Origin of the sequence: Gallibacter sp. Marseille-QA0791 (genome assembly GCF_965119705.1) — a bacterium.
GTDB lineage: Bacteria > Bacillota > Clostridia > Peptostreptococcales > Anaerovoracaceae > Lentihominibacter > Lentihominibacter excrementipullorum.
Genome location: NZ_CBCPMH010000001.1, coordinates 816,327 through 836,093, shown reverse-complemented (window position 1 = coordinate 836,093; position 19,767 = coordinate 816,327). Strand labels below are relative to the sequence as shown.

Annotated in this window: 22 protein-coding genes; 19 read left to right on the top strand and 3 right to left on the bottom strand. The window is 50.4% G+C overall.

The window, feature by feature from the left end; translation table 11 throughout:
• Positions 1 to 29 precede the first annotated feature (29 nt).
• The 7 genes from ACQY69_RS03805 (at position 30) to ACQY69_RS03775 (ending at position 6,393) form a co-directional block, all read left to right on the top strand.
• Positions 30 to 575 carry a DUF6382 domain-containing protein gene (locus ACQY69_RS03805; protein WP_428258749.1) on the top strand — a complete coding sequence of 182 codons (546 nt, stop codon included), beginning with the start codon at positions 30 to 32 and terminating at the stop codon, positions 573 to 575.
• A gap of 97 nt (positions 576 to 672) precedes the next feature.
• The gene (locus tag ACQY69_RS03800) at positions 673 to 1,173 is read left to right on the top strand and encodes a hypothetical protein (RefSeq protein WP_428258747.1); all 501 of its coding nucleotides are present in this window, start codon (positions 673 to 675) and stop codon (positions 1,171 to 1,173) included.
• Between the two features lie 242 nt (positions 1,174 to 1,415).
• Entirely contained in the window at positions 1,416 to 1,907 is a 492-nt protein-coding gene (locus tag ACQY69_RS03795) for a hypothetical protein (RefSeq protein ID WP_428258745.1), read from the top strand.
• Between the two features lie 13 nt (positions 1,908 to 1,920).
• Complete coding sequence (locus ACQY69_RS03790; protein ID WP_428258743.1) at positions 1,921 to 3,213, top strand: replication-associated recombination protein A; 1,293 nt, start codon at positions 1,921 to 1,923, stop codon at positions 3,211 to 3,213.
• Complete coding sequence (locus tag ACQY69_RS03785) at positions 3,191 to 5,227, top strand: bifunctional 4-hydroxy-3-methylbut-2-enyl diphosphate reductase/30S ribosomal protein S1 (protein ID WP_428258742.1); 2,037 nt, start codon at positions 3,191 to 3,193, stop codon at positions 5,225 to 5,227. Before ACQY69_RS03790 ends, ACQY69_RS03785 begins: the two co-directional genes overlap by 23 nt.
• Positions 5,228 to 5,374: 147 nt before the next feature.
• Positions 5,375 to 5,854: a DUF523 domain-containing protein gene (locus tag ACQY69_RS03780; RefSeq protein ID WP_428258740.1), complete on the top strand. Its 480-nt coding sequence runs from the start codon at positions 5,375 to 5,377 to the stop codon at positions 5,852 to 5,854.
• Positions 5,851 to 6,393, top strand: coding sequence for a shikimate kinase (locus ACQY69_RS03775; RefSeq protein WP_428258738.1), 543 nt, complete (start codon positions 5,851 to 5,853; stop codon positions 6,391 to 6,393). Before ACQY69_RS03780 ends, ACQY69_RS03775 begins: the two co-directional genes overlap by 4 nt.
• A gap of 78 nt (positions 6,394 to 6,471) precedes the next feature.
• Here ACQY69_RS03775 and recN read toward each other — a convergent pair whose 3' ends face one another.
• On the bottom strand, positions 6,472 to 8,091 hold the full coding sequence (recN, locus tag ACQY69_RS03770; protein WP_428258736.1) for a DNA repair protein RecN: 1,620 nt from the start codon (positions 8,089 to 8,091) through the stop codon (positions 6,472 to 6,474).
• 16 nt (positions 8,092 to 8,107) lie between these two features.
• The gene (locus ACQY69_RS03765; protein ID WP_428258734.1) at positions 8,108 to 8,560 is read right to left on the bottom strand and encodes an arginine repressor; all 453 of its coding nucleotides are present in this window, start codon (positions 8,558 to 8,560) and stop codon (positions 8,108 to 8,110) included.
• A 187-nt stretch (positions 8,561 to 8,747) separates the two neighbouring features.
• On the opposite strand from ACQY69_RS03765, the gene ruvC reads away from it, so the two are divergent.
• The 12 genes from ruvC (at position 8,748) to ACQY69_RS03705 (ending at position 18,153) form a co-directional block, all read left to right on the top strand.
• Positions 8,748 to 9,251, top strand: coding sequence for a crossover junction endodeoxyribonuclease RuvC (gene ruvC, locus ACQY69_RS03760; RefSeq protein ID WP_428258732.1), 504 nt, complete (start codon positions 8,748 to 8,750; stop codon positions 9,249 to 9,251).
• Positions 9,248 to 9,853 (top strand): Holliday junction branch migration protein RuvA, encoded by a 606-nt coding sequence (gene ruvA / locus ACQY69_RS03755; protein WP_428258731.1) that lies wholly within the window; start codon positions 9,248 to 9,250, stop codon positions 9,851 to 9,853. The genes ruvC and ruvA overlap by 4 nt, the downstream gene beginning before the upstream one ends.
• 12 nt (positions 9,854 to 9,865) lie before the next feature.
• Positions 9,866 to 10,915, top strand: a complete 1,050-nt coding sequence (gene ruvB, locus ACQY69_RS03750; protein WP_428258729.1) for a Holliday junction branch migration DNA helicase RuvB — start codon at positions 9,866 to 9,868, stop codon at positions 10,913 to 10,915.
• Between the two features lie 32 nt (positions 10,916 to 10,947).
• Positions 10,948 to 12,057 (top strand): tRNA preQ1(34) S-adenosylmethionine ribosyltransferase-isomerase QueA, encoded by a 1,110-nt coding sequence (gene queA, locus ACQY69_RS03745; protein ID WP_428258727.1) that lies wholly within the window; start codon positions 10,948 to 10,950, stop codon positions 12,055 to 12,057.
• 55 nt (positions 12,058 to 12,112) lie between these two features.
• On the top strand, positions 12,113 to 12,610 hold the full coding sequence (locus tag ACQY69_RS03740) for a DNA-deoxyinosine glycosylase (protein WP_428258725.1): 498 nt from the start codon (positions 12,113 to 12,115) through the stop codon (positions 12,608 to 12,610).
• 132 nt (positions 12,611 to 12,742) lie between these two features.
• Positions 12,743 to 13,861: a tRNA guanosine(34) transglycosylase Tgt gene (tgt, locus tag ACQY69_RS03735; protein WP_428258724.1), complete on the top strand. Its 1,119-nt coding sequence runs from the start codon at positions 12,743 to 12,745 to the stop codon at positions 13,859 to 13,861.
• A 37-nt stretch (positions 13,862 to 13,898) separates the two neighbouring features.
• Positions 13,899 to 15,062, top strand: a complete 1,164-nt coding sequence (gene rlmD / locus ACQY69_RS03730) for a 23S rRNA (uracil(1939)-C(5))-methyltransferase RlmD (protein WP_428258723.1) — start codon at positions 13,899 to 13,901, stop codon at positions 15,060 to 15,062.
• 352 nt (positions 15,063 to 15,414) lie between these two features.
• Complete coding sequence (locus ACQY69_RS03725) at positions 15,415 to 15,636, top strand: hypothetical protein (RefSeq protein WP_428258721.1); 222 nt, start codon at positions 15,415 to 15,417, stop codon at positions 15,634 to 15,636.
• A 12-nt stretch (positions 15,637 to 15,648) separates the two neighbouring features.
• A complete protein-coding gene (locus ACQY69_RS03720) occupies positions 15,649 to 16,272 on the top strand; it encodes a TetR/AcrR family transcriptional regulator (RefSeq protein WP_428258719.1) in 624 nt (207 codons plus the stop codon).
• A gap of 13 nt (positions 16,273 to 16,285) precedes the next feature.
• On the top strand, positions 16,286 to 16,930 hold the full coding sequence (locus ACQY69_RS03715) for a flavodoxin (protein ID WP_428258718.1): 645 nt from the start codon (positions 16,286 to 16,288) through the stop codon (positions 16,928 to 16,930).
• A gap of 4 nt (positions 16,931 to 16,934) precedes the next feature.
• Positions 16,935 to 17,483, top strand: coding sequence for a flavodoxin family protein (locus tag ACQY69_RS03710; protein ID WP_428258717.1), 549 nt, complete (start codon positions 16,935 to 16,937; stop codon positions 17,481 to 17,483).
• A 178-nt stretch (positions 17,484 to 17,661) separates the two neighbouring features.
• On the top strand, positions 17,662 to 18,153 hold the full coding sequence (locus ACQY69_RS03705) for an N-acetyltransferase family protein (RefSeq protein ID WP_428258715.1): 492 nt from the start codon (positions 17,662 to 17,664) through the stop codon (positions 18,151 to 18,153).
• A gap of 83 nt (positions 18,154 to 18,236) precedes the next feature.
• On the opposite strand, the gene ACQY69_RS03700 is transcribed toward ACQY69_RS03705, so the two are convergent.
• Positions 18,237 to 19,655, bottom strand: a complete 1,419-nt coding sequence (locus ACQY69_RS03700) for an alanine/glycine:cation symporter family protein (RefSeq protein ID WP_428258714.1) — start codon at positions 19,653 to 19,655, stop codon at positions 18,237 to 18,239.
• Positions 19,656 to 19,767: the final 112 nt, after the last annotated feature.

Sequence of the window (19,767 nt, the reverse complement as noted above, 5' to 3'; positions counted from 1 at the left end):
AGAGTCATGACGGAGAAAAGGAGAAAAAAATGTGGGAAAACAAGGAATTCAAGGTAAAGCTGGAGGAAAACGCTATACGTGATTTCGAGAAGATAATGCTGACATCCGGCGAATGCAGTATTTTCATGCCGATGGGATTCATCAGCGAAAACGGATGCGAATACGGCCGATACAACTGCAGTGGTTTCGCGCCACTCTCCGGTTATCGCGTGGAGAGGACGGAGGACGCTCTCTACATATTGGAAAACGTGCTGCTGATACTCAGCAAGGCAGTGGAGTATTTTATAGATCCGTCGAAGGTGAAGGTGACGGAGGAGACGGTATTTTACAACAAAGACACGGGACAGATAAAGATAGCATATATCCCGCTTCCGGGAGAGGAAGCCAACATGCGAAAGAGCCTGGTGGAGTTCATCGGTCAGCTCAAGCAGTGCCTGAGGGACGGCAGCGGTCGTTATCTTGCGGAAGCCGCTAAATACATATATTATCATAATTACTATTTGCGGGAGATGATAAATAAGGTGGGGCTGTTGAAGAGGCAGTTGGAAGAGGAAAAGAGAAAAGTCGGCGGCTGAGGATATCACATTTTGATATCACAGGCTTTTACCCCTGCGGCAGGTGTGATATAATTGATTTCAAAAGAGGATATTTGCGGTCAAGGGGGAAAGATAAATGTTGACGAATGAAGATCTGCAGGCCATATCGGATCTGTTTGACAAGAAATTCGACGAGAAATTCGATAAGAAATTCGACGAAAAATTCGATGAGAAAATCAAGCCGATCCAACATGAGCTCAGCAGCTTGAAAAACGAGAAGCATGATATCCTGCTGACCATGTCGGATATGCTCGACAAAAAGCTCAGGCCGATCAAATATGAACTTGACCATTTGAAAAACGAGACACATGATATTTCGCTGACCATGTCGGAGCTGGTCGATAAGAGGATCAAACCTATCGAGCATACACTCGGAAACCTGGAGAACGAGACGCATGACATAAGAATGCTGTTGGAAAACGACGCTATGCCAAGATTAAAGAATATCGAGTCGTGCTATATGGATACATATGAAAGATATGCTGTCGGAGCAGAGGAAATGGAAGCCATGAAAGTCGATGCCGAGATAATGAAAAAGCTGTTGCAGGAACATCAGACAAAGCTGAAAGCGCTATAGCTGAAAACGCAGCCCGCCGCAAGGCGGGATTTTTGATGTGGCGGATGGAAGTATGCTTTGCGGCGGGGAAATATGGAAGAACAGCAACAACTTGGCACCGCCCCCGGTCCACGGATTTTTTGCATTTAAAAGAACTTGTAGTATAATGAACATATCGCGTCAACATCTTGTCTTATTACATGCATAAAGCTGACTGTCTTCTAATAGTATTAAATATACTAAAGGAAGAGAGGAAAAGGGAAATGCAGAAAAGAAGGCGCCCCAGGGGCTATGGGAATCCGCGAAGGAAGGGCGTGAAGCCGAATTTCGCACCGGTGATAGTGATCCTTTGCCTCGCTGTAGGCTGCGGATACGCGACAGCGAAGTATGTAGTTGATCCGGTGGTAAATTATGTGCCGCAGCTGACGAATGAGAAAAGTCAGGAGGCTGAAACCGAAAACAGTGGAAGTCTGAAGACGGAAGCGAGCAGTGAGGAAACTGCTGAGGTCGTGGAAGGCGAGGCCGATGTCCAGGAGGAAAAGGTCAGGGGATACGCGGTGCAGTATGGGTGCTATTCCAGTCAGGCCGCAGCGGAGAGCGCCATGTCGTCGCTGGGGATTTCGGGGCTGCAGGTCATGGAGCAGAATAATATGTATAAGATAACAGGGAAGGTGTTTGAGACGAAGGACGAGGCCAGAGAAGCTCTCAAATCGGCAGGGGCTGAGGGGGCTTTCGTCACTACTGTATACGAATGATGAGGAAATACGAATGATACCATTGGCTACGAGGATGAGACCTTCAAAGCTTCAGGATTTTGTGGGACAAACCCATTTCATGTTCGAAGGTTCACTCTTTTACAATTCCATAAAAAACAGGACCTTTGACTCTGCGATATTCTTCGGGCCGTCAGGCACGGGCAAGACGACTTTGGCCAGGATAATCGCCGGAGAGCTGGACAGCAGCTTCGTGGAAATAAATGCGTCCACCACCGGTACGAAGGAGCTTAAAGTTATTTTGGAAAATGCGGCCACGAGGTTTTACGGGCTGCAGCAGGAGACTACATGTCTGTATGTAGATGAAATACACAGATGGAACAAGCTGCAGCAGGATTCGCTTCTCAAAGCCATCGAGGAGGGAGTCGTGAAGTTCATAGGCAGTACTACGGAAAATCCGTATTTTTCCGTGAATAACGCCATAATAAGCAGGGTGCGGAACATATATGAGTTCAAACGCCTCAAAGCCGATGAAATACTTGTCATTTTAAAACGCACGCTTACGGACGATGAAAAGGGCTTCGGAGGGCTGGACATCAAGTATGACGAAGAGGCTCTGAGGATATTATCGGAAATGAGCAATGGCGATTGTCGTGTGGCGCTGGATACACTTGGGTTCATCGTCGATAATCTGGGAGAGGGAAGGACTCTGGACAAGGAGATCGTCGGGGAGGCGATGCAGCGACAGACGACGTTTTATGATAAAGAAGAGGACAAGTACAACCTGTTGTCAGCTCTCCAAAAATCTGTGCGGGGAAGCGATCCTCACGCTGCCGTCCATTATCTGGCCAGGTTGCTGGAAGGAGGCGCTGACATTATAACGATAGGAAGGCGCCTTATGGTGATGGCCAGCGAAGATATAGGCATGGCCTACCCCAGCGCCATAACTGTAGTGACGTCCTGCGTCCAGGCGGCTCAGATGGTGGGTCTGCCGGAGGCCAGGATAAATCTGGCTCAGGCGGTGGTGATGCTGGCCTCATGCCCTAAGTCCAACGCGTCATGCGAAGCTCTGGAAAAAGCTGCGGCCGATATCAGGAGCAGGAAGATAGATGACGTGCCTGACCACCTTAAAGACGCTCACTACAGCGGCGCGGAAAAACTGGGGAGGGGACTGGATTACAAGTATCCTCACGCCTATGGGGGCTATGTGACTCAGCAGTACTTACCCGACGATCTTTACAGGGAGAAGGTCAGATATTATGAGCCGACGCAAAACGGCAGCGAAGGAGCATTCAAGAAATACCTGGAAGCATTGGAGCAGATAGATGAAAAAAATAGTAAGGGCTGAAAACGCAGGGTTTTGTTTCGGCGTGAGACAAGCCATAGAGAAAGCGGAAGAAGCGGCGAAAAAAAGCGATGAAAATATTTATTCCATGGGGCCGCTGATACATAATGAGAGGGTGACCGGCGATCTGGAAAGAGAGGGCGTGAAGATAATAAGCTCTCTCGATGAAGTAAGCCACGGCGATGTGGTCATCATCAGATCCCATGGCGAAGGGAAAAGCTTTTACGATGAAGCGGGAGAAAGAGGTATCAGTCTCATCGACGCGACCTGTCCATTCGTGGCCAAGATACATAAGCTGGTCCATGACACGGATAAACAGGTGGTCATAGTCGGAGACAAAGATCATCCTGAAGTCATCGGCATATTCGGATGGTGCAGGAAGCCGGCCATCGTGGTCAGCAGGTATGATGAAGCCGCGGCCATTGAGAGCGATGATCTTTTCATAGTCACTCAGACCACTATAAGGGAGGAAGTCTTGCAGGAAGTGGTGAAGGCGCTGACCGACAGTGGTAAGACATTTTATGTAAATAACACCATATGCAGCGCCACTACCAAGAGGCAGGAATCGTGTGAGAAACTGGCTAAGGAATCGGATCTGATGATAGTGATAGGTGGGCGAAAAAGTTCCAATACGAAGAAACTGTGCGAAATTTCCAAAAAATTCTGCAAAAACACCTATTTTGTTGAAAATATTGAAGATTTACCGTTGAAACAACTTCGAAAATGTAATAGAATAGGAATAGCGGCGGGTGCTTCGACACCCGAATGCACTATTAAGGAGGTTATTGCCAGAATGAGTGATGTTACACTTGAAAACAACGAATTGAACATGAACGATCTTATGGACGAAATCGAAAAGTCTCTCAGATTACCTAGAGGCGGAGAAATTGTTACGGGGAAAGTTCACCAAGTTACTGACAAAGAAGTTATTGTAAATCTGGGATGCAAAAAAGATGGAATCCTTCCTGCTTCAGAGGTGAGTCTCGAAGAAGGACAGACTTTATCGGATGTTTTTAAAGTGGATGACGAGATCCAGACCAAGGTCATTAAAACAGACGACGGAGACGGCGGCATCTTGCTTTCAAAGAAAAAGTTGGAAATCAGTGCTAACTGGGACGAAATCGTCAAGGCACTTGAAGATAAAACAGTACTCGAAGTTAAGGTAACTAGAACAGTAAACGGAGGAGTCATAGCCGAATACAAGGAAGTATCGGGATTCATTCCTCTTTCTCAGCTTTCGGATCACTACGTTGAGAACGCTGACGAGTTTGTCGGCCAGACGATGGAAGTAAGGGTTTCGAGAGTGGATCAGAGAAGAAACAGAGCGGTATTCTCTCATAAGCTTTTCCTCAACGAGGAGAAGGAGAAGCTGGTCGCAGAGATTTGGGAAAACCTCAATGTCGGCGATGTAGTAGAGGGTACGGTAATGAGATTCACCGATTACGGCGCATTTGTAGATATCGGCGGTATCGACGGACTGCTCCATATTTCGGAAATATCCTGGGGAAGACTCAAGCATCCACAGGAGGTTCTCAGCATAGGGCAGAAGATCAACGTGAAGGTTCTTTCCATGAACGCGGAAAAAGGCAAGATTTCCCTCGGTCTCAAGCAGAATCAGCCTGAGCCTTGGAGTGTGATCGATGAGAACTATCAGGTTGGACAGGTTATCGAAGGTAAAGTCGTACAGATCAAGGAGTACGGTGCTTTCGTAGAGTTGGAACCTGGACTCGACGGTCTGGTACATATTTCAGAAGTCGCTCATAAGAGGGTCGGCAACATAAACGACGAGCTGGAAGTAGGTCAGATCGTAAAGGCCAAGATCCTGGAGATCGATAAGGACAGAAAGCGTATCAGCCTCAGCATCAGAGAGACTATAGATCCTCCGGTACCTGGAGAAGAGGCGGCTGCCAAGGCGGAAGAGGCAGAGGAAGCCGATACTGCTGATGAACCGGCCGTTGAAGCTGCACCTGCGGAGGAGACGTCTGAAGAAGCTGTTGCGGAGACGGAGGAAGCATAAGCCCTTCAAATCCATAATGAAATCAAGAGATGGCTTGCGCCATCTCTTTTTTATGAGCTGCCAACCTGTGCCCTTCAGGGTAAATTTTTGATTTTGCGTCTCTGCATCCGGTGCGGGCATGTTATAACCATCGAAAGGAAGAAGTTTATGAAAAGGATACTTGTCAGTCAATGTCTGTATGGAGGTGTTCCCGTAAGGTATGACGGGAAGTCCAAGGAGGAGACTGATCCCATGTTTTTAAAGTGGAAGGAGGAGGGACGACTGATCCCTGTGTGTCCGGAAGTATGGGGAGGGCTTCCTGTTCCCAGAGTCGATGCCCAGCGAAGGGAAGACCAGGTGGTAACGCGGGACGGAAAGGATGTCACGGAAGAGTATATGAAGGGAGCAAGGGAAGCCGTGAGGCTGGCTGAGGAAAATCAGGTGGTGTGCGCCCTCCTGAAGGAGAAGAGCCCATCCTGCGGCAGCAGCAGGATATATGACGGTAGCTTTTCGGGAAAGCTGACGGAAGGACAGGGGTTGACGGCAGAGCTGTTACGGAAGGCCGGATTCAAGGTCTTTTCGGAGGAACAGCTGGACGAAGTGAAAGATTTGTTGGAAAGACATGGCGATGAAGGGGGATCGGAATGAGAGGAAAAAGTGACCGCGGTGAAAGAAAAAGGGGGAGAGATAATATAATCCTCATAGGGATGCCGGCTTGCGGTAAAAGTGTTACGGGCGTGATACTGGCCAAGTCTCTGAAGATGAATTTTCTGGATACCGATCTGCTGATACAGGAAAAGGCGGGAAAAGGACTTCAGGATATAATAAACCAGGAAGGGATATGCATTTTCAAAGAGCTGGAAGAGAGTGTCCTGACCTCCGTTGATGTGGAAAACACTGTGATAGCGACAGGAGGAAGCGCTGTATACTATGACGCGGCCATGGAGCATCTGAAGCAAAGCGGTATCGTGGTCTACATAGAGGTATCGCTGCCGGTCATCAAGAAGAGGCTCCGTAATATAAAGACAAGAGGAGTGGCCATGGAGAAGGGGCAGACCATAGACAGCCTGTACAGGGCGAGGGTACCTCTGTACAGGAAATATGCCGATCTGACAGTGCGTTCCGGCAGACATGTGGAGAATACGGTGGAAGATATGATGAGGGCATTGCAGGATACGGGAGTATGACGGTCTGACACTTAACCGGAATTTTTTAACCGGCATAGAAAAGCCGGAAGGGCAGCAGGCCGCTGGAGACGCTGCCTGTCAGTTAGAGGCGTTTATCAGCTCTTCCGCCGACTTGAGTGTCGTCTCCGTAATGTTGGATCCGCCCAGGAGTCTGGCTATCTCCTCCACCTTTTCCTCGTGGGAGAGTGGAAGTACCGTCGTGTAGGTCATCTTATCGTCGGAGACCTTGGATATCCTGTAGTTGTGGGCGCCACAGGCCGCGATCTGCGGCAGGTGGGTGATACAGATGATCTGATGGGTGCGGGCTATCTCTACCAGTTTGTGTCCCACTATACTGGCGGTTATACCGCTGATACCGCTGTCGATCTCGTCGAATATCATAGTAGGGATCTCGTCATAGTCCCCGGTGATTTTCTTGAAGGCCAGCATTATCCTGGACATTTCGCCGCCGGAGGCGATCCTGCTGAGGGGTTTCTGCGGCTCGCCCTTGTTGGTGCTGATGAGGAATTCGACGATGTCAGAGCCCTCTGCGGTGAAGGCATCGGCCTTCCTGAAGGATATGGAAAAGATCGCGTCGTTGAAGTTCAGCTCCTTCAGCTCTGCCGTTATTTTTTCCTCCAGCCGGGACGCGGCTTCCTTTCTGATCGCCGAAAGCTCGTTGCAGGCGGCGATGAGATGTCCGCGGAGCACGGCCAGCTCCTTTTCCATTTCTTCCCTGGTGCTGTCGACATCTTCCATGGCGGACAGTTTGTCGTCAAGCTCATTCCTGTATTCTATCAGCTGTTCCAGGGATTTTCCGTGTTTGGCCTTCAATTTGTTGATGGTTTCCAGTCTGCCGATGACCAGATCCAGTTCCTCAGGAGAGAACATGGCACCGTCGCGGCAGTCTCTTATGGAAGAGGCGATATCTTCGAATTCGTAGTATATCTCGTTCAAACGGTTCCCAAGAGCCTCGAGTTCCGTGGAAAAAGCGGAAGTCTCGGATACCAGATCTGTGATGTGTCTGAGGCCGGAGAGCAGAGAGCTTTCATCCTCGGAAGCGGCATAGTATGCTCCCGCCAGATTTTCGTATATCCTTTCGCTGTTCTGGAGCATGGCGGCTCTCTCCTCCAGTTCGGTGTCCTCGCCCGGTTTCAGAGCTGCCGCGTTCAGCTCGTCGAATTCGAACTGCATGAAATCCCGCTCCCGTCTGTCTCTTGCGGCATCGGCCAGCAGAGCCTTCAGGCGGGATCGAAGAGCGGAATACTCGTCATATGCTGCGGATACTTTGTCTTTTGCGGGAGATATCAGATCTTTGCGGTAGAGATCCACCAGCTTTATGTGATTGTCGGGATTGAGCAGGGATTGATGGTCATACTGGCCGTGGATATCGGCCAGCTTCCTGCACAGGGCGTTCAGATGGGTCAGGGTCACGATCTCGTCGTTTATCCTGCAGATATTTTTGCCTGAGGCGGAAATCTCTCTGGTTATTATGTATTCTTCGCCGTCATGGTCAGCGATCATCTGTATCAGAGCTTTTTTCTTCCCTGAACGGACAAAAGCGGTATCTGCCCGGCTTCCCAGGGCCAGGCTGACCGCTTCTATGACTATGGATTTACCGGCGCCCGTTTCGCCGGTTATTATATTGAGACCATCCTGAAAATCTATTTCGGCGTTTTCTATGATGGCAAAATCCCTTATACTGAGATGTCTGATCATTTGTCTTATACCTCTGTTATCTCTTGAGCATGTTTTCCAGGATCTCGACGACTGCAGGGGAGTTTTCCGGGTCGTCCACCACGAACATTATGGTATTGTCTCCCGCTACGGAACCTATGACATGGGGAAGGCCGATGGAATCCAGGGCTTCCGCCGCGGCACTGGCGCAGCCGGAAAGGGTCTTGAGGAGGACGATGTTCCCTGAATGGGCTGTGGATTTCACAGTTTCCTTGAAAATGTTGGAAAATCTGTCTGACAGTGGCCCTTCGTCGTGTGAGGGCTGTGCATATTTATACTTTCCGGTAGATGATAAGATCTTCACCAGCTGAAGCTCTTTTATGTCTCTGGAAATGGTGGCCTGGGTGACTTCGTAGCCGAAATCCCTCAGCATCGATACCAGTTTATCCTGTGTCTCGATCTCGTATTTTTCAATGAGTTCGAGTATTTTGTTCTGTCTTGAGATACGCATGTCTTTTCCTCTCCGAATATCTCTGCCGAGCGGTGGCCACTCCTTTTGGGGAAGCTGCCGCGGCAGAGGAAATGATTATTTAATATTGCTTATAATTATACCATAGACGTGAAAAGTTTTTCAATAGACAAACATACGTTTGTATGATATACTTGATTAAAATGAGCAGGGGCAGGTCCAGGAAGATATGAAGATTTTGGGAATAGATCCCGGCTATGCTATACTGGGATACGGTGTCATAGAGAAAACAGGCAACAAATTCAAGCCGTGCAGATATGGAGCGGTGACAACGGATGCTTCTATGAAAATGACTGACAGGCTGGCGCACCTCTACGACTCTCTGAGGGAGATAATAGACGAGGAAAGACCTGATGTAGCGTCCATAGAGCAGCTGTTTTTCAATAACAACGCCAAGACTGCCATCATGGTGGGACAGGCAAGAGGCGTGGCTGTGCTGGCATGCGTCAAAGGCGGCATAGATGTGGAGGAATATACGCCTTTGCAGATAAAGCAGGCGCTTGTCGGTTACGGCAGGGCTGATAAAAAGCAGGTCCAGATAATGGTGAAGACTATACTGAACCTGAAGGAAATACCGAAGCCGGACGATACGGCGGACGCGCTGGCGGCGGCTATATGCCATGGTCATTCGGCCGATACTAGGAAGAGATTCAAGGAGTTGAAGATACGATGATAGGATTTATACGGGGCGAGCTGGCCGAGAAGGGCGACGGATACATAATAGTAGATGTCAACGGAGTAGGCTATGAGATCTTTGTCCCGGCCAATTCGCGGGCATATCTCAGCGAAGAAGGGCGGGAAGTGATGGTCTACACTGCCATGATGGTCAAGGAGGATGATGTGAGCCTGTACGGGTTCATGAGAAAGGGAGAGCTGGATGCTTTCAGAAAATTGATAACGGTAAACGGAGTGGGAGCGAAGGCTGCCATTTCCATACTGTCGTCTTTTACCCTGGAGCAGATACAGCAGGCTATCGCTTTTGAAGATGTGAAGACTATCACCAAGGCTAACGGCATAGGAAAGAAAACGGCGGAGAGGATAGTGCTGGAGCTGAAGGATAAATTCGGCGCGGCAGCGGCGCAGGAGGCCTTTCAGGAGGCAACCGGCAGCGATGTCGGTGCCGACGTTGTTTCCGATGGAAGGAGCGAAGCGGTCAGCGCTCTTATGGCGCTGGGATATACGAGAGGCGAGGCCATGTCGGCGTTGTCTTCTGTGGAGGACAGCGATCTGACGGCTGAGGAATATATAAAGCGGGCCCTCAGGAATTTGTTTTAGGAGATGAAGGAAATGGACTACGAAGAGAGGATAACGGCTGCGGAACTGGGAGAAGGAGAAGGCGGGACGGAGCTGACCTTGCGGCCTCAGACGCTGGATGATTACATAGGGCAGAAGAAGGTGACAGACAACCTGAAGATATTTATCGAGGCGGCCAAGCTGAGGAAGGAGCCGCTGGATCACGTGTTGTTCTACGGTCCTCCGGGGCTGGGAAAGACTACTCTGGCCGGGATAATCGCCAACGAGATGGAAGTAGACATAAGGATAACGTCAGGCCCCGCCATAGAGAGAGCGGGAGACCTGGCGGCCATACTGACCAATCTCAATGAAAACGATGTGTTGTTCATCGATGAGATACACAGGCTCAACCGATCGGTGGAGGAGGTACTCTACTCGGCTATGGAGGATTTCGCACTGGACATAATCATAGGTAAGGGCCCGTCGGCGAGATCCATAAGACTGGATATAGCCAGATTCACGCTGATAGGCGCCACCACCAGGGCGGGAAGTCTGTCCGCGCCGCTGCGTGACAGGTTTGGCGTCAGCTGTAAATTCGAGATATATCAGCCGGACGAGCTGAAGCAGATAATCAGAAGATCGGCGGAAATACTTGGAGTAACGGCGGATGAGGCGTCTCTGGATGAGATGGCCAAGAGGTCCAGAGGGACGCCGCGAGTAGCGAACAGGATGCTCAAGAGAGTGCGGGATTTTTCACAGGTCAAAGGGAGCGGTACCATCGATATGGAGATAACCAGGAGAGCGCTGGAAGCCCTGGGAGTGGATGAGATGGGACTGGAGGGGCTGGATCGGGAGATCCTGAAGACCATAATAGAACGATTCAATGGCGGACCTGTAGGAATCGATACTATAGCGGCTTCCATTGGAGAAGAGCGTGTCACCATAGAGGATGTGTATGAGCCGTATCTGATACAGACAGGCTTTCTTTACAGGACGCAAAAGGGCAGGATGGTATCGGAAGCGGCGTACAGACATCTGGGCATAGAGCGGGAAGTACCGGATGATGACGGCGGAGAACAGCTGACGGTCACCATAAGCCAGTGAGACAACAGGATTCAGAGAGGATATAAAGCGATATGAAGATAAGTGATTTCGATTATCACCTTCCGGAAGAGCTGATAGCTCAGAAACCGGCGGACAAACGAGACTGCTCCAGGCTTCTGGTGGTCCACAGGGACACGGGGGCAGTGGAGCATCGCCATTTTTTCGATATACTGGATTACCTCAAAGAAGGAGACTGTCTGGTGCTCAATGATTCCAAGGTGCTTCCGGCCAGGCTCTACGGTGAGAAGGAAAAAACGGGAGCCAAGGTAGAATTCCTGCTGACCAGGCGCGTCAATGGAGATATCTGGGAGACCATGGTAAAGCCGGGAAAACGGCTGAAGCCAGGTGACAGTGTCATGTTCAGCCGGTCGCCGCTGCTGAGGGCGGAGATAAAGGATTTTGGCCCCGGAGGGACCAGGCTGGCAGAATTCCAATATGACGGAGTGTTCATGGAAAGGCTGGAAGAGCTGGGAAGTATGCCGTTGCCGCCGTACATAGAGCGGGCCAGCGATATCGATGACAAAGAGCGATATCAGACGGTGTACTGTAAAGACGAAGGCTCTGTGGCGGCTCCGACGGCGGGACTCCATTTTACTGAGGAATTATTGGAAGAGGCTGAGAAAAAAGGCGTAGAATTGATATATGTGACATTGCATGTGGGCATAGGAACGTTCAGACCGGTGAAGTGCGAGAACGTGGAGGAGCACACCATGCATTTCGAGGAATACTCCATAAGCGATGAAAGCGCAAGAGATATCAACAAGGCCAAGAGAGAAGGCCGGAGAATCATTTCCGTGGGGACCACATCTACCAGGACTGTAGAGAGTGCCGCGTACTTTGCTGAGGGCGTACAGGCGGGAAGTGTGGACGCGGTGAATGGTCAAATGCCGGATGGCGCCGTGGCTGGAGACGGTTGCTGGCAGGTGAGGAGCGGCGAGGGAAGTACGGGAATATTCATCTATCCCGGCTATGAATTCAAAATAGTAGACAGTCTGATAACCAATTTCCACTTGCCTAAGTCGACACTGCTGATGCTCATATCAGCTCTCTACGATCGGGAGAAGATATTGGAGATATATGAAGAAGCGGTGCGAGAACGATACAGGTTTTTCAGTTATGGCGACGCCATGCTGATATTATAGCGTTGCGCGGGATGCCGTATGCAGGCTGTGACTGCGAGGAACGAAGGAGAAGGACGTGAGAGAAAGTACCAAGGTGACCCATGAATTCGGGCCATTTTATGATAGCGATTCAAAGGTGTTGATACTGGGCAGCATCCCCTCGCCTAAATCCAGGGAGCAGGGATTCTATTACGGGCACCCCAGAAACAGATTCTGGCCGGTGCTGGCGGCTCTGTTCGGGGAGGAGGCACCGGAAACGGTGGACGAGCGAAGATCGTTCCTGATCCGTCACAGGATAGCTCTGTGGGATGTGCTGGCCAGCTGTGAGATCGTCGGAGCCGATGACGGCAGTATCAGGGAACCGGAGCCTAACGACATGTCGGTGATACTGGAGGCGGCCGATATAGCTGCCGTATTCACCACCGGAGGCAAGGCGACAAAACTGTATGAAAAGCTGTGTCTGCCTCTCTGTGGTGTTCCCGCCATCGGTCTGCCGTCTACAAGTCCGGCTAATTGCGCCTGCTCCATGGACAGGCTGGTGAAAGAGTACGGGAAAATCTTGAAGTATTTGTAGTCTTTATGGTATCATGATATAGTTTGACGATATGGCAGTCGCGAAGCGACAAGAGAACAGAAAGTCCGGGCGGTTTACAGCGGCGGACGGACCGGGACGCCCGGTGTCGCGACAGATGATTAAGGAGAACTTATGACAGCAGTTACATACCAATTGATGAAGACGGACAGCAGGACCAGAGCCAGGCGGGGAAGAGTCATCACACCTCACGGGGCCATAGAGACGCCTGTTTTCATGCCGGTGGGAACGGCAGCGACAGTAAAGGCTATGCGGCCGGAAGAAGTGCGGGAAATGGGTGCGGAGATAATCCTTTCCAATACCTATCATTTGTACCTGAGGCCGGGCCACGAGGTGGTGAAGGCCGCAGGAGGGCTGCATAGATTCATGAACTGGGACAGGCCTATCCTCACCGACAGCGGAGGCTTCCAGGTGTTCAGCCTCGGAGCCATGAGAAAGATAAGAGAAGAGGGCGTGGAATTCCGATCACATATCGACGGGTCAAAGCATATGCTTTCGCCGGAAAGATCCATTGAGATACAGAATGCTCTGGGAGCGGATATCATCATGGCTTTCGATGAATGCACGCCGTACCCTGCCGACAGATCCTATGTGAAGGATTCGCTGGAACGGACCACAAGATGGCTAAGGCGCTGCAAGGAGTACCACAAGGATACGGAGCGCCAATCTCTTTTTGGGATCATGCAGGGAGGCATGTATAAGGACTTGCGGAAGGAAAGCGCTCAGCAGATCGTGGAGATGGATCTTCCGGGATATGCCATCGGCGGACTCAGCGTAGGGGAGCCTAAGGAACTGATGTATGAGATAATGGATGACTGCGTGGAGCTTTTGCCTGCTGACAAGCCACGATACCTGATGGGAGTAGGGAGCCCCGACTGCCTCTTTGAAGGGGTAGAGAGAGGTATAGATATGTTCGATTGCGTGCTGCCTACGAGGATAGCGCGCCACGGCATGGCAATGACTTCACAGGGACGGATCAATATCAAGAACGCCAGGTACGAGAAGGATTTTACACCGCTGGATCCCAATTGTGACTGTTATACCTGCAGAAACTACTCCAGAGCATATCTGAGACACCTTTTCAAGGCCGACGAGATATTATCCTCCATGCTGATGACTAACCATAACCTTCATTTTCTCATCGATACGATGAAGCACATCAGACAGGCTATCGAAGAAGACAGATTTTTGGAGTATAAAAAAGAGTTTTATGATAACTATGGAAGATTTTAGGTAAATCAGGTAAATTATGAATGTGGAGATTCGCGATATGGAAATTTGCAGAGACAGCGGCCTGTGCGGCGGATGCGCTTATCAGGGCGTGCCATATGAAGAACAGCTTGCCAACAAAGCCGGCGAGGTAAGGGGGCTGCTGGAAAGAAAGGATATCGACTGCGGCGCGCTTCTGGATATCGAGCCGGCTCCTGACAGATACAGATACAGAAACAAGATGGAATACACCTTTGGCGATATGGAGAAGGACGGCCCAATGACGCTGGGGATGCACAGGAAAAAGCATTTCATGTCTATCGTTACGGTAGACCAGTGTCAGCTGGTCCACGAAGACTTCAACGTTATCCTGCGGGCCGTGCTGGATTTTGCCACAGAACGCGGTTATTCTCACTATCATAAGAGGACCCATAAGGGACTCATGCGGCATTTGATAATCAGGCGGGGCGTAAGGACAGGAGAACTTCTGGTCAATGTGGTGACCAGCTCGGAGGAAGGCTTCGATCAGGATGCTTTTGTCAGCATGGTACTGGGGCTTCCGCTGGAAAACCGCGTGGTGGGTGTGCTGCGTACCATCAATGACAGACTGGCGGACGCGGTTTATTGTGATGAATTGAGGATACTCTACGGCAGAGACTATTACATGGAAGAGATTTTAGGGCTCAAGTTCAAGGTCAGTGCTTTTTCCTTCTTCCAGACTAACGTGGAAGCCGTGGAAAAACTGTATTCCTATGGATTGAGCTTGTTGGATGATTTCGCTGACAAGACGGTCTTCGATCTCTACTGCGGTACGGGGACGATCACTCAGACGCTGGCCAGAAAGGCGAAAAAGGCAGTGGGTATAGAACTGGTGGAGGAAGCAGTGGAAGCTGCCAGAGCCAACGCCGCTCTCAATGGGCTTGACAATTGTCGATTCATAGCGGGAGATGTTTTTCAGGCCTTGAAAACTGTCGGAGAGAAGCCTGACGTCATAGTCGTTGATCCGCCCAGGGTCGGGATGTCTCCTGAAGCGCTGGATAAGATCATAAGCTACGGGGTGGATCAGATCGTTTACATTTCATGCAATCCAAAGTCCTTGGTCAACAATCTGTATTATATGCAGCATTATGGATACAGGGTGGAGTCGGTAAAGCCTTTTGATAATTTCCCGGGCACGAAGCATTGTGAGGCGGTCAGTCTGCTTTCGCGGAACCGGATTTTTTGATCCGGTTCATTATCCGGCGCGCTTGACACGCAGCCTTGCCGCATTTCCACAGTATCTCTCCCGTCGTATGTTTTCCTGCATGTGGACCTATCTGTCAAAATGTGTTTTGCTGCCATTATGGCAGCTCTTTTTTTGTCTGATTTATCGTCTGATGAAGTACAGAACGACTGCAGCCGTCTGTTTGCAGTCGCTTCGAAGTCCTGCTTGTATAGCCTTTGCTGCCATGTATTCCGGTTATGGATCCCGATAGAAAACAAGTATGGAAGGATATGTTGACATGATGTCAAAACAGGAATATAATTGCGCCATCAGAAAATGACACGGTGTCAAAACAGAAAAGAGGTATTTAATTATGAAAAGGAATATAGGAGCAAAATTGGCGCTGTACCCTACTCCTGTCACGGTAATAGGGGCGATGAAGGAAGACAGGCCGACCTGGACGCTGGTGGCTCATGTCGGCATCATCGGTCACGATCGCATACTGGTGAGCCTCGCTTCTTCCCATTTCATCAATGGGTTTATCAATGAGAATGGGAAGTTGTCGGGCAAGTGCCTGTCATTTAAGAGCAGATAAGGAGGTGCTTTCATGCCAAAGGGTTCGGAAAAACTGACGAAGGCAAGGAGGGAAGAGATAATTTCCGCCTGCGAGAAGCTCTATGAGACGATGAATTTCAAGGACATCACCATCAAGGAGATCGGCAGCATCACGTCCTTCACGAGAACATCCATCTACAACTATTTCAGTACGAAGGAGGAGATCTTCCTGGCGCTGCTCCAGAGGGAATATGAGCTGTGGATAGAACAGCTGCAAAGGCTGCGCAGGGATCGAAAGACCATGGAGCCGCTGGAATTTGCAGAAGCGCTGGCTCATTCGCTCGAAAGCAGGAAGACGTTGTTGAAGCTGATGTCAATGAATCACTACGATATGGAAGAAAACAGCCGCATCGAAAGGCTGACGGAATTCAAAAGGGCATATGGCAGGTCGCTGGACGAGGTGGAACTGTGTCTGAAACAGTATGTTCCGGAGATGACAAAGGAGGCCAGGAAGGAGTTCCTCTTTTCATTTTTTCCCTTCATGTACGGGATATATCCGTATACGATCGTGTCTGATAAACAGCGGACGGCGATGGAACTAGCGGAAGTCGATTATGTGTATATGACCATTTTTGAGATAACGTTTGCGGAAATAAGGAAGCTGTTGAATATTTAAAGGAGGTATGGAAATGAAAGGATTGCCGAAGATGAGAAGGGTATTGTATATTTTCATAGCATGTATAATGATGTTTACGTTGGCTGCATGCGGAGGAGGCAGCTCTTCGGAGGAAGGCAGTACGCAGCAGGAGAATTCTCAGGACGGAACTGGCAGCGCTGTCGCAGAGGATGCTCTGGTGGTATATTTCTCCGCCACCGGCAATACGGAATCTGTAGCCGAGGCTATTGCTGAAACGCAGGGGGCGGAGTTGTATGAGATAGTGCCGGAGGATCCGTATACGGATGAAGACCTGGATTACAACAACAGTTCCAGCAGAACGACTGCAGAACAGAACGATGAAAACGCCAGGCCGACCATCTCGGGGGAAATAGAAAACATAGATGATTACGATGTTATATACGTGGGGTTTCCCATCTGGTGGAACGATATGCCGAGGATAATGTATACTTTTTTCGACACGTATGACTTTTCGGGAAAGACCATAGCGCCTTTCTGCACCAGCGGGGGCAGCGGTATATCCGGAGCGGTGAGCAATATCGAGGAACTGGAGCCGTCGGCGACAGTAACGGAGGGACTTCGGACAAATCCGTCCGACGCGGAAGGTGATATAGCAGAATGGCTGGAGAGCATTGGTCTGGTACAGCAGGAGGGATGAAGGTATGAATGATGAAAGTATGAATATTTTAGTTATCGAAAGCAGTCCACATAAAAACGGTTCGTCTAATCTTCTGGCGGACAATTTCATAAGGGGAGCGGAGGAGAAAGGCCATCAGGTGACGGTGTTCGACGTTGCCAGAGCAGATCTCCACCCGTGCCTGGGGTGCGATTTCTGTGGGATGAACGGGCCGTGCAGTCAGAAGGATGACGGAGGGAGGCTCAGGGATGAGATACTGCGCGCCGATATGATGGTACTGGTAACGCCTCTCTACTATTTCGGCGTCTCCGCTCAGCTGAAAACAGTCATAGACAGGTTTTACAGCTTTACCGTAAAGCTGGACTCCAGGAGGATGAAGACGGCGCTGATAGTTGCGGCGTGGGACAGCAACGAATGGACGATGACAGAGGTGGAGTCGTATTACGACACGCTTTGCCGTTATATGAATTTCAGGGATCAGGGAAAGATATTGGCGACGGGATGCGGCACCGTGCCGATGACCAGCCGTACGGATTTTCCGCAGAAAGCGTATGAGCTGGGGCGTTCCCTTTAGCAGGACCTGCGGACAAGGCTTCTCTTTCAGACGAGACTACAGGCGTCCGAGGGAGCGCAACAGCCTTCGTGACAGTCTTCGCCTTTGTGACGGGAACGGTGGTGGATCTGTTGATATACGGTGCATAATGGAGTAAAATATTAAAGCATGCACACGAAGCCGGAAGGAGAGCGGTAAGATGAAGACAGAAGTCAGCGGGTTTGAGAAAAGCGACATTGCCGGAATGGTGGAGATATGGAACCAGGTGGTCGAAGAAGGGATAGCTTTTCCGCAGATGGAGCTGTTGACGCCGGAAACGGCAGCGGACTTTTTTGGCGTACAGACCTGGTGCGGCGTCGCCAGGGATGAAGAAACAGGGAAGATCGCCGGGCTGTATATACTCCATCCCAACAATGTAGGAAGGTGCGGTCACATATGCAATACCAGCTACGCGGTTTCCTCGGAACTGCGGGGCAAAGGTATCGGACGGCTGCTGGTAGAGGACAGCCTGGAGCAGGCGAAGGCCCACGGTTTCAGGATAATGCAGTTCAACGCCGTCGTATCCACTAACGCGGGAGCCAGGAAGCTGTACGAGAGCCTGGGATTCGTCCCGCTGGGAAGGATACCGGGAGGCTTCCTGATGAAGGATGGACATTATGAGGATATAGTGCTTTATTATCACAGCCTGTGACGGACAGTGATCTGTGAAAGAACAGGGCCGCGCATCAAAAATGCGCGGCCCTGTTTCGATGATAATGCTTTAGCTGATCTGTTTTATTTCCAATAATCCGTTCCGTTGACGCCGATGTCGGCTGCCTTGAAATCCAGAGGCTGGCCGGCTTTTTTCTTGCTTGTGTAGTCCTTGAGGGCTCTGAATGCCGTGTTGCCGAGAATGATGCAGACAGGCACGTTGATGAGAGCCATGCAGCCCATCAGCACGTCTGCCGTGTCCCAGGCCAGTCCGGCGCTGAACTGGGCGCCGATGAAGACGATGATAACGGCGAGAAGTCTGTAGCAGAACATGAAGGGCTTGTTGTTGAGGGCGTTCTTGTAGATATAGCTTATGTTCATCTCCGCATAGAAGTAGTTGCCTACCACGGTGGTATAGGCGAACAGCGCCAGGGCCGCGGTGATGAAGACACCTCCGAAAGCGCCGAAATTGACGCCCAGGGAGTCCTGGATGTAGAGACCGCTCATGGCGTTTCCCGCAGCGTCGGTGTACTTCGCAGGATCCAGACCTGCACACAGCACCATGAATGCTGTCGACGAGCAGATGAGCAGCGTGTCGATAAACACGGAAAGCATCTGGACCAGTCCCTGCTTGACCGGGTGGGAGACGTCGGCGGAAGCGGCGGCGTTAGGAGCTGAACCGATACCGGCCTCATTGGAGTAAAGTCCGCGCTTGATGCCGTTCATGACAGCTGCTCCGAACAGGCCTCCTGCTACCGAAGAAAAGTTGAAGGCTCCTGTGAAGATGCCGGCGATGACCGACGGGAACCTTTCGATATTGAGGAATATCATCAGCAGAGCTACGCCGATGTAGGCGATGGCCATGATGGGAACGATGACCTGAGTAGCTTTGGATATACGTTTCCCGCCACCGAAGATGACTATAGCTGAAAGCAGAGCTACTACGATGCCTATGTAAAGGGTCGCGTTGTCCGATGGCACGTAAGCTTTGACGAAGTCAGTCAGATTGAAAGATGCCAGTGCGTTGAAGCCGCCCATATACGTCAGGATAAGGAATACGGCGAAAACACCTCCCAGAGCAGGAGCCTTGAGCGCCTGTTTTATATAGTAGGCGGGACCACCGTAAGAACCGTCTGAACCTCTTTTCTTGTATATCTGGGCCAGCGTTGATTCCACGAAAGCTGACGCTCCGCCCAGTACGGCGATCAGCCACATCCAGAACACGGCGCCCGGGCCTCCCAGGATTATGGCTCCGGTGACACCTACGATGTTTCCGGTCCCTACTCTGGACGCTGTAGACACCATGAGAGCCTGGAAGGAGGAAATGGAGTCCTTGTCCTTCTTCGGCTCAGCGATGACCCTTATCGATTCTCTCAACAATCTTATCTGTACGAATTTTGTTCTGAATGAAAAATAGATACCAGCTGCGATCAGCAGTATGATGAGGATATAGCTGTACATATATCCGCTTATGCTGCTTATTATACCGGCGATAAAATCCATAAATATACACCTCTCCTTGTTTTGATTGATTCCGCTCATAATTTTATACGGAAATAGTATTAAAAGCAAGGAGATTTTCAGGCCGGCGTCTTTGACAATGAGAAATGCCGGG